4 protein-coding genes are annotated in these 11524 nt (G+C 43.8%); all 4 read left to right on the top strand.

The annotated features are described in order from the left end of the window. A partial coding sequence (locus ABJD64_RS17575) for a hypothetical protein (RefSeq protein WP_348181665.1) occupies positions 1–3787 on the top strand: 3787 nt, incomplete at its 5' end. 10 nt (positions 3788–3797) lie between these two features. Further along, complete coding sequence (locus tag ABJD64_RS17570) at positions 3798–6185, top strand: hypothetical protein (RefSeq protein WP_348181664.1); 2388 nt, start codon at positions 3798–3800, stop codon at positions 6183–6185. Positions 6186–6380: 195 nt separating this feature from the next. Further along, entirely contained in the window at positions 6381–8066 is a 1686-nt protein-coding gene (locus ABJD64_RS17565; RefSeq protein WP_348181663.1) for a hypothetical protein, read from the top strand. A 3-nt stretch (positions 8067–8069) separates the two neighbouring features. Next, entirely contained in the window at positions 8070–11522 is a 3453-nt protein-coding gene (locus ABJD64_RS17560) for a LamG-like jellyroll fold domain-containing protein (RefSeq protein ID WP_348181662.1), read from the top strand. The last annotated feature ends 2 nt before the right edge of the window (positions 11523–11524 follow it).

Raw genomic sequence — 11524 nt, 5'->3', positions numbered from 1 at the left:
CAACATATTTGCAGCCGGACTCCTCGAATTGGACAATGGCCGATTAGGCGAATGGGCCTTTTCTATAGATACCGTACAGATCGATATTGTATCCAACTCGCTGGTAGATGGTTCACTATTGGGCCAGATCCATGTACCTATTATGGATGAAGAAAATTCGCTAAACTACTCCGCGCTAATGTCTAAAACGGACGAAGGAGTAGACCTACTGTTTACCATCAACACCGAAGAAGATGTGAGTGTGAGCATGTGGGCAGCGGAGATGTCTTTGGCTTCGAACTCGGTCATTGCCATAGAAAAGACAACTGATGGTTTTACGCCATATACGGAATTATACGGTGATTTAACCTTGAACCTGGAGATCCAGCAAGGCAACGCTTTTGAGGTAGAAGCCATGGCCTTTGAAGGGCTAAAGATCAATCATCCTGACGAAAACCAAAGAATTGCAGTAGATGCTTTCTCCCTTTTTGGTGGAGGAAGTGGCCTCGACGATGAAGATTCATCTGAAGAGGACGAAGAAGATGAACAGGAGACCCTATCAGATTTTCCAGTGTCGATAAATAACGTAGCCTTCGAAGAAGGCGACGGGGATCAGGCTGGAATCAGCTTTGATCTCAATATCAATCTGACAGGTGATGATTTAGGTGTCGCCGGGATTGCAAGCATCATCGTAACTGGAGCCTACGATGCTTCCGGCGCACCTTTCAACGCCTGGGAATTTGATGGTGTGGAATTGAGCGCTATCGAAGTAGAGGCCGAATTGGCGGCAGGCTCCATTGAAGGTAGCCTTCAGATCTATGACGGTGATGAGACCTATGGAGAGGGCTTTAAAGGGCTGTTGAGTGCGCAATTTACAGGTGTAGGTCAAATGGATGCGTTGGCGCAGTTTGGCAAAGTGGATGGTTTCCGCTACTTCTTTGTTGATGCTCAGGTACTCAGTCAGAGTCCATTTATTGATATTTTGGGTGTTGGACTGTATGGCTTTGGTGGTGGTATGTATTATCACATGTCCAGGGACGACACAGATCCAGGCTTGAACCTTGAGAATGATGCTTTATATGCCGAGCCGGATGAGTTAGGTGCCAGTCTTTCGGGCATTGTGTATGTACCTAATGAAGAAACTCTCATCGGAATGAAGGCCTCCATGATTATGGGTATTGCCCCAGGAACAGGCTTTAGTGCTGATGCGACCTTTGAAATGTCCTTTGGGTTATCAAACAGCGTACCTTCTGTGGAGAGTATAGCATTAAGCGGTGCTGCTTACATGATGTCTCCTGGTACGATTCTCGACCGCGAGGAGTCAGCGGCCATCGGGCGATTTGATGCCAACCTGGATTTATCAGAACCGGATGACCCCATCTTCACAGCTACTGCACAGATGACCATCAATACCGAAGCCGTAAGCGGTTCAGGTTCGGCGGCAATGAAATTGTCCAATGACGAATACTATCTCTGGATCGGTACACCGAATAACCCCGTATCGATTCGCGTAGCTGACATGGCTTCATTTACGGCCTATATGGACATTGGCACTGAAGTACCGGACATGCCAAGTATTTCGGAAATCTTACCGGACTATAACGGCTCTGCCTCGAACCAACGACCTTCCGATCGAGGTGGCTCTAAAATCATCTTTGGCGGTGGGTTTGCTATCAACAAGCAAAGCTATGAGTTTGGGTCCTTTTACGCTTCAGCGGAATTTGCTATGGGATTTGATGCTTACCTGAGACAGGTTACAGCCAATAGCTGTGGTGCCGCAAGAGGGACTATTGGTTTAGATTCCTGGTACTTGTCAGGACAAGCTTATGCTTATGGAGAAGGAAATGTAGGTATAGAAGTAGATACCTGGTTTTATGATGGTAAGGTGAGTATTTTGGACCTGGCTGCTTCTATGGTGATACAGGCAGAAGTTCCAAACCCTACCTGGCTCTATGGTGAAGTTAGTATTAAATATAGGATCTTAGAAGGAGCGATCAAAGGGAACGTGGATTATGAATTTGAGATCGGTGAAAGATGTAGTTTCTCAGAAAATCCACTGGCCGGAATTGTAGAGATTTCGGATATTTCTCCGGAGAACGGAGAACAGGACGTGTCCGTATTGTCTGCTCCTACCATTGCAGTCAATCTACCGTTGGATGAGAGTTTTAGTCTCGATGCCATGGACAGTGACGGAGAGATTACGACTTATTATTACAAACCTGTCATACAGTCTTTTACGCTGACCGGAGGCACGAGCCAAACTACAATAGAAGTAGCGGATGACGGCATGACAGCAGAACTGTATCTGGACCACATCATGGATGAATACACCGAGTATACAGCAACCGCTCAGACCAAGTGGAAAGTGAGTACCAATAACTCCAGCTGGAGCTGGGTGAGCAACTCCACCGAATCAAAGACCACGACATTCACCACAGGTGCATTACCAGAATATTTACCAGAGGAAGCGGTAGAGATCACCTTCCCAATTACCGATCAACACAATTTATATGATAGGGGGTCCAGCGATCCATTTATGGTGTACATCGGGTCAGATGGCTGGGATTACCTTTTTGAAAATACGGGAGATTTTGATTACAAATTGATCATAGAAGACCTGACGGACGGGGCAACCAAGAGTAAATCGCTCACCTATTCAGAAGATCAGGAATCGGTTTTGGTGTGGAATATCAATTGGATCGGTGACTTGATTTTCTACTACACACCTGAGTGGAAAACACGGACCATGACCATTCTGTCCGGCGGAAGAGATAACTGGAACACCTGGCTCAATAGTCGCAACGGTCATATTTTCAAATGTTCTATCAAGGGTGTCTACAAGGCTGCAGAAGATGAAGAACTAACTGTAGAAACCTCGAGCGAAGAAATTTCAGAAGGTGTAGAAGTAGTCAGCAATGAAATAACATCAACCTCAGTGGCCAATGTTGATGATGTCGAAATTTATGAGTGGTATTTCAGAATGTCTGATTATGATACACCTTCGGATAAGCTGGATGATTATGTGTCGGCCGGTCAAATGAGTACATATGCAGCCCCTTCCTCTTTTACTTCACCGGATGGTATAGCAGCAACAAACCAGTTCGACGCTACGGGTAAAAGGTACTACCAAATGGGATATTTTGGAAGCCAAACTCAAAATGAAGGACTGGACCTGATTGAGTCTTTTGGTTACGAATTTGATTATCTCGGAGATACTTACACCTATGCCCCGACATTCGAAGTGGAAAAAGTGGCCTGGACGAGTCAATCCGAATTGATCAATGACCTCAAGGAGTGGGGCAATGATCTTTCGAAAGACTGGAGCCAAGAAGATTTGCAATATGGCAATGATTTTAATGAGTATTACTTCGAAAGGATAGCGCCGAACATTTCTAAGTACGACTATCCCAAATACCAGGGCAATAACTTCATGATTACCTATACGCCGATCTTGCTCTCGGCCAGTGAAAAGAACTCAGGAGTTACAGTATATGGACAAAGTATGCTCAATTATGCCTGGTTTATGACAGATGCTCATTTATGGCTGTCTTATCTTAAATCGGCCTGGTCTTTTATTGGAGACGAATATGTGCCACGTCCCTGGCAATATCCCTATAATTACAGGACCAGTTCAGGGACATATGAAACTAGGACTGCGACGATGTATGAAAACAATGAAGAATTCTACGAATTCATAGACAGTGAATTTTCTACGACAGGTACATTAGAGAAATCGAAGTGGAATATCACTATCAATAATACGGATGGTACGCAAACCACCAAACAGCTAACGTTACCAGAAAACTGATATGAAAGAGATGAACAAATCATATATTAAGTTTTTTTTCGTTGGCATAGGTTTATGGGTCAACCAGTCCCTCTATGCCCAGAATCAGATGCCGGCTTTATTGGATACGGTCATTACCGTGCCACCACGGCCGGAAGAAACTTCTGAAAAAGATAGCCTGGCTTCTGCACTCTTTGAGAAGTTAAGAGCGACAAAACTGTCTAAAAGCAAACCGGACACGCTCGGGAAAGAAAGAACGAGGTCAAAGGAAGTAGTAGATGATTACATTGCGCTACACCATAAGCAATATGAAGACTCCATCGTTGTACGATGGGCACCTTCCAACCGTGCCCTATGGCTCAAGGCCAATGAATTGGGATATGTGTTGATTAGGAGGACTTTGCCGTCTGGAAATACTGAGAAAAACCCAATCACGTTGGACCAGGATGTGAGTCAGATGAGTGAGGAACAGATCCGGGAGTTGATCAGGGCCAAACTGGCCGAAATGCATGCACCCGTTAATCTATCCAATCTTGAAGACCCCATTCGTCCTTATGATTCAGCACAGTGGGTTTCCTACTTTCCTAATGAAGACAAATATGCTTTGATTGCAGCAGGTGCAACCACCGGTTCGCTTTCTATTTCGGAAGAGGAGGGGTTCGCGGTCAAAGGGTCACAGGACGAATCCATGTTCGGCTTTGTGATGGTGGCTGCAGATTTATCTAGCTTAGCCGCGGATGGTCTGGGCTTACGATATGTAGACCGGAATGTCAAACCCGGCGACAGATATACTTATGAAGTCCTGTTGGCCGAGCCATGGGCAGAGACACCGGTGGACCAACTGACCGAACAACAGAAACAACAACTGGTCAAAAACAAAATGAACCAACGGGGTTTGGTGGAATTTTCGGGACAAGGTACGATCCTGGAAGTGAAAGATTTTGAAGCAGTTTCGAAAGAAAAAAGTGTTCAACTCAGATGGCCTGTAGTAGAAAACAGACCTTTTACGGCCTATATCATTGAGCGCAGTAGTGACAATGGTGCGACCTACGACAGTCTCACACTAAACCCATACTTTTCTGAGACCGTCGGCATTTTGGATAGTGTTTCCATGGATACTGTCCGATACTATGTGTACAATAACGATGTAGAAGCAAACTACATCCAATACAAGTACAGGATTACCGGGCTCGATGGATTTGGTGATAAGAGTATTCAGGCCACAGTCCAGGGTATGGGAAGTGACATTACTGCGCCGAAAAATCCAGTACTCAAATCAGGAGAGTACCTCGACGAGACAGGTGAGATACGCTTAAGCTGGCGCTTGCCGGAAATACCGGATGACTTTGAAGATCTGCATATTGAATTCGCTTATCATACAGATTCGACCTTTGTGAGATTGGAGGCCGAATCCATCAACCCCAGAGATACGGTCTATCATTATACACCGTTGCCAGATGAGTATTCACATTATTTCAGGATGGCCATGTTAGATACAGCCGGTAATTCCAGTTATTCATTTCCGATTTTTGTAAATATTCCAGATACCATTCCTCCACCGGTACCGACTGAGGTACATGCTGTGGTGGATTCTACCGGTGAGGTAGAAATCAAATGGACTGACGAGCATGTGGATGAATTGGGGTTTTTAGGCTATCGGCTGTACTACAGCAATAGCCCTGATCATGAGTTTTCGCAGCTGACGACTAAACCGATTATCGCTAATTTTTACATCTATCACATTCCGTTGAATACCCTAACGGAGAAAATTTACTATAAAGTACAAGCGGTAGATAAAAGCTATAATCACTCAGAATTTTCTGAAATTGCGGAAGCCATTAAGCCAGATATCTTACGCCCTTCGACACCGGCTTTTAAGGATATAAGGGCCACAGAGCACTCCATCGACCTTTTCTGGGCACCTAGTAGCAGCCAGGATGTGGTAAAGCAGCTTTTATTTAGAACCCATAAAGAAGAAACCGTTGAAATTGAGATCGACAACCCGACGCTAACTACTTATAGTGATACAACTGTCGAAAAAGGGATCATTTATCAATACAGGTTACAGGCAATCGATGATGGTGGATTGAAATCTGAGCTTTCCTTTCCGCTCCGCGGTAAAATGATTGACAAGAAGAAAATGGACCAGGTATCGGGCCTTTCTGCTGACTTCGATAAAAACGACCGCAAGGTATCCCTGGATTGGGATTATGCGGAAACAGAAGGGGATTACCGGTTTATTATCTATAGAAACAAAGACAATGAAAAAGTCAAGAGTTATAAAACTGTAACTCAGAACTCAACCGAATTTTCGGAAGTACTCAAGCAACCAGGCACGTATTTCTACGCCGTGAAAGTAATTCACAAAAACGGATCGAAAAGCCAGCTAAGTGAGCCGGTTAAGATAAAGATCAAGTGATCCAATTGTTCATCCATGCGCGGCGAATGGGTATAAGCAATCAATCAACCTATCGCTGATCAAAAAGCCTCTAGCCTTTTAAATGACTATTTGTGCTTTTTTAAAGTGGAATATTGATGTCCACTACATGTCTACAAGGAAATAATTTTCGCCTTGTTTAATCCAATAATATTGTATTGCGCTTCAGTTACAACTATGATTTTAGACATAAAGAAAATATCCTTTGTGCTACTGTTGATCAGTAGCCTTGTAGTGACCCTGGTTTCAGGTCAGGATGTAAGCCTGGATAAACTGGGGGAACAAAAAGCGATTAAAGTTTCTGGGGGTATCTCCGCTCAGAATAGATTCTATATGGCCAATGGTATCGAAGGTCGGCAGGATCCGTATATATGGACTTTGAGCGGTCGTTTGAATTTCAGCATATTTGGTATAGCTGTTCCGCTCTCAGGTACATTGACCTCTCAGAATACCTCTTTTGCACAACCCTATAACCGCCTTTCGATCAAACCTTCTTACAAATGGGCTAAGGCACATATAGGCTACTCGAATATGACCTACTCAACTTATACGCTGGCAGGACATACTTTTCTCGGTGGAGGGCTTGAACTGAATCCTGGTAAAATAAGAGTAGCTGCTACGTACGGTAGGTTTGCTTCTGCAGTTCCTATAGATATAGCCACAAATCAAGCCTTTGTGCCCAGTTTTAATAGAATTGGATATGGTGGAAAAGTCGGATATGGCGATGATAGCAATTATGTCGACTTCATGTTTTTCAGTGCTCGGGACGACGAAGACTCCTGGGATGTGATTCCTGATTCGACTACCGTTTTTCCTGGAGAAAATAAAGTACTCGGCGTAGCCTGGAAGTTTTCCAAAGTCAAGAATCTTTCGTTGTCTGGAGAATTTGCCAGGTCAGCCTATACCACTGATATCCGTGATGAAAGCGTAGGAAATGATGCGCTATTTTCGGCTTTTGGCCTTGATAAAAAAGTTTCTACGGTGATCAGGAATGCCTTTAAGTTCTCTACGTCCTATAGTCTGTCCGGTCACACTCTGTCAGGTACCTATGAACGAATTGATCCTGATTATCAAACCATGGGTGCATATTTCTTCAACAATGATATGGAAAACATCACAGCGGCCTATGCTACCTCGATATTTAAGAAGAAACTGGCCCTCTCTGTCAATGGGGGATTACAACGAAACAATTTGTTTGGCACGGAGCAATCGGAATCCAGCAGAACAATTGCAGCCGGCAATATTGTTTATGCGCAAAACCCCTTTTCTATTGGCATGAGTTTTTCGAACTACTCAGCGCAGGTAAGATATGTGCTTAATTCCGCTTTGGATAGTTTGAATGCAGTGGTAGTGACCAAGGCTACTTCAGTTTACGGTACTTACATGCTTGGTGGTAAATCCAAGGATAGTCATGTCTTTAGTGTGAACCTGAGCCGCCAGTCTGTATCTGATGATTTTGCATCTGCAGACAGAAGTTCGAATAACCTGGTTATGACAGGTACTTTTAACTATACCGTCAAACTAAGCAGTATCAATACGGATATGAGCGTTAGGTTCAATTACAACAAAAATGATCTGGGCGGCATAGTTACTACACGTTTAGGACCCGGTGTTTCTGCCAAGAGAAACTTCTTCAACGACAAACTGACCACACAAACCAGCTTAAACTATTTCAGCTCGGAGGGTAATAAGACGTTTAATGCCCTGCTTACCGGATCTATGCAGCTCAAGTCGAGTCACACGATCTCTGCCAATATTAGTTTTATCCAACGTACGATTGTCACCAGCTCGACCGAAGAAACGTCCAGTTCGACTTCTTACGGAGAAACCATTGCGACAATTAATTACGCATATCGCTTTTAAGTTATGATCAATCTAATTTTAAAATCATTGGGTCTTGTTTTGTTGTGTTTGCTTTTGCTAACAAAGCAAGGTTATGCTCAACTTAGTGGTACCTATACAATAGGAGCAACAGGCGACTATGCTTCATTTGGTGCAGCCATCACAGACATGGAAACCAATGGTATTGACAGTGATGTGACTTTCAATGTACAGTCGGGGAACTACAAAGAACAGTTGGCTTTGGATGGTTCAAATATCACAGGAAGTAATGACCATGTGATCTCGTTTGTTGGTTTGGGTACCAGAGAGGACGTTCTTTTGTATTATGATGTAAACTCAGAAAATCGGGACTATACTTTGAGCATCAATGGTACCCAGGGTCTTTTGTTTAGAAACATGACGTTTCAAAATAGCAGCTCTGGTAATTACGCGAGTGTTGTGACGGTCGGTAATGATGCCACGGTATCCGGAATTACATTCGATAATTGTTATTTCCTTGGTCAAACCGGATTGGGCTTTTCTTCTTTTCCCACATTGCTGTTTTTTAGTAGCGGTGGAGCCCATGATATTACTGTCAGTGATTGTTTATTTAGAAATGCTTACTATGGACTGAGCTCATTTGGAACCACTGAGGTGACCATTGAAAACAATGAGTTCTACAATCAGAGTATACAGTCTTTATCACTTAGTGTTTCTCATGCATTAGTACAGGGCAACCATGTGGAAAATGAGGAAAGTGCCATTGCTTATTCCATTGGACTGGAACTCTGGAGCTCATCTGATTTTGTGGTTAACCAAAATACCGTCAAACTCAATAATGGAGCCAAAGGCATGCAATTTCAAAGCTCTTCAATATCGGACAGCACGATCAACATGGTAAGCAACAATTACCTGCAACTATCCAATACCACCAACAGTATGGTCGGTGTTAATTTTGATTTGGCGACTAAACTTGATTTCGTACATAATTCTGTCCGTATGTCCTCGTTGTTGAGTGTGGCCGCATTTACTGGGGGATCTGATGTCTCTTTGTACAACAATATTCTGATGAACTATGGTGAGGGCTCGGTCTATTCTGCCATATTGAGTGTGTTTCACGATGCGGACTACAATGTCATCTATTCCGAAGGTATCCTATCTACATTGGGAGCAACCCTGGCAGTGCATCAATCTAGCGGTTTGGATCAGAATTCTACCAATTTTAATCTGGAATTTCCTCAGGACGGTCTGCCAAACATCTGTCACTACAGTGTAAGCAATACGGGTAAAGCACTTGATCATCCGGTTTTCACGGATTACAACAATATAGACCGCACTCCTGCCACACCAGATATAGGAGCTTATGAATTTGATTTGCCTACTACTGCCATCTTTACACCTGATACGCTTTTTATATGCCTGGGGGATATAATATCTGTTACACCCGAAAATACTTTTGTTTCGTACCTGTGGCTGAATGATAGTAGCGTGGAAGACAGTCGGGATGCCTTTGAAGATGATCAATTCTTTATACAGGTCGTCGATGAGGAAGCTTGCACGCTACTCGATAGTCTGGCAGTAGAGGTGCAATCTGTAGAAATAGATCTTGGTGAGGATCAGGTGATTTGTCAGGGAGCTCCGGTTACTTTAGTTGCCGAAGAGGGACTGGCCACTTATTCCTGGTCTACGGGAGCAAGTGCTGAAAGTATCCTGGTAGAAGAAGCCGGTACTTATTCGATAGAAGTAAGCAATGAATTAGGTTGTACGGCCTCTGATGAGGTGATCGTCACACTTTCGGATGACGTCATCCAGCCCAATTTTTTGGTAAGTGGTATTGGTTGTACCTCGGATACGGTCCAGTTTATTGAAGTTTCTGACCTTGAGCCTGATGCAGTGCTATGGAGTTTTGGTGATGGTAATACCAGCGACGAGCAGCATCCTGCGCATTTGTTTGGTGCCGTAGGGGATTATATGGTCAATATGACTGCTACGTTGGGAGAGTGCTCGATGGATGTCGAAAAAGAAATAGTGATCACAAGCACCTGTTCGGATTACCTGGTGGCTTATTACCCACTGGACACGGCGGCCAATGACATTAGCGATAACCTTTTTGAAGGTACTATAGCAGGTGGGGTGAGCTTTGTTGATGATGACGAACGGGGTGAAGTGGCCTTTTTTGATGGAACGAGTGGTTATATCACGCTTACCACGAGCCAGGCTTTAGATTTGGTCAATGAAAGTTTTACTGTAAGTACATGGGTCAAGTTTACTGATGCCAGTACTACTTTGCCCATTATTGGAACCAGCGTAGAAGATGATAATCAAGGTTTAAATCTTGGTATTGAGGCGGGTAGCGCTCATATGAGTTTCTTCAACAATGACCTGGAGGGCGTGCAATCCATTGCTTCAGATGAATGGCATTTTGTTTCGTATGTCTATGACGCAGATGCAGCCACCATGACCATCTATGTAGATGGAGAACGTGATGCGACGATCTCAGATAAAGGTGCCTTCGAAGGTTTGGATGAAGTAACCATTGGGTTAGCCCAAAGTGAGTATTTTACAGGTTATCTGGATGACTTCCGAATTTGGAAAGAAGCACTTACTGAGGATGAGGTTTTCGAGAACTACAGCGGACATTCTGCAGAATTGATGGCCTACTACCCGCTGACAGCTACCACATTTGATACCAGCGGAAATGGTTTTCATGGTACCGCCGAAGGTGATGTTACATTTGTTGAAGATACAGAACGAGGGTTTGTCTCGAGTTTTGATGGTAGTGGGGACTACATTCAGCTCGCACAGGCAGATGACATGGGTATGTCAGACAACAGTTTCACGGTGAGTGCTTGGGTAAAACTCCCATCGATTGATTCTGATAATTCAATCTTAGGCACCTATGTGTCGAATGGACTGCTACTTTTTGTAAGATCTAATGCGAAGGTGAGATTTAAGTTTGACGGAATTCAAAAGACCACTTCACAAACCCTGGAGGCTCAAGAATGGTATCACCTGAGATTCACCTATTTGAAAGAAGATGGCACCAGAGAGATTTACATCAACGGACAACTGGCAGCTTTGGAATCAGGAATTGCGGCCTGGATATCAGAGGATTTGGTCGACATAGGCAGGTCAAATAATCAGGCTAGCAAAGACATGGAAGGCTTTATTTCAGACCTGAAAATCCGAAAAATAAATGATGAATCGACTGAAGGACGAATAGAAGTCAAAGAGGAAGAGAGTGAGATAGTCAGCGAAATGTCACTTTTTCCTAATCCTACAGAAGGTTTGGTGAATTTGGTTTTGACTAACGAGGGAGATTTTGAGGGAAAATTGGCTGTTTTTGATATATATGGACACCAGGTATGGAACGAGCAAATAAATGGGATTTCCGGCCGCCAAGCTCAAATTGACCTGACGGGGTTGGAAAGCGGTTTGTACATTTTCAGGTTTGTAACTCATGAACATCAATACGTCAAACGCCTGATCCTTAAATAGCG

The sequence above is a fragment of the Reichenbachiella sp. genome (assembly GCF_039944555.1).
Lineage (GTDB): Bacteria > Bacteroidota > Bacteroidia > Cytophagales > Cyclobacteriaceae > Reichenbachiella.
This window is presented reverse-complemented; position numbering and strand designations above follow the sequence as displayed.

Excerpts from the sequence above, each read along its gene's own strand:
- ABJD64_RS17570 (WP_348181664.1), top strand. The coding sequence starts at position 3,798 with ATGAACAAATCATATATTAAGTTTTTTTTCGTTGGCATAGGTTTATGG.
- ABJD64_RS17565 (WP_348181663.1), top strand. The coding sequence starts at position 6,381 with ATGATTTTAGACATAAAGAAAATATCCTTTGTGCTACTGTTGATCAGT.
- ABJD64_RS17560 (WP_348181662.1), top strand. The coding sequence starts at position 8,070 with ATGATCAATCTAATTTTAAAATCATTGGGTCTTGTTTTGTTGTGTTTG.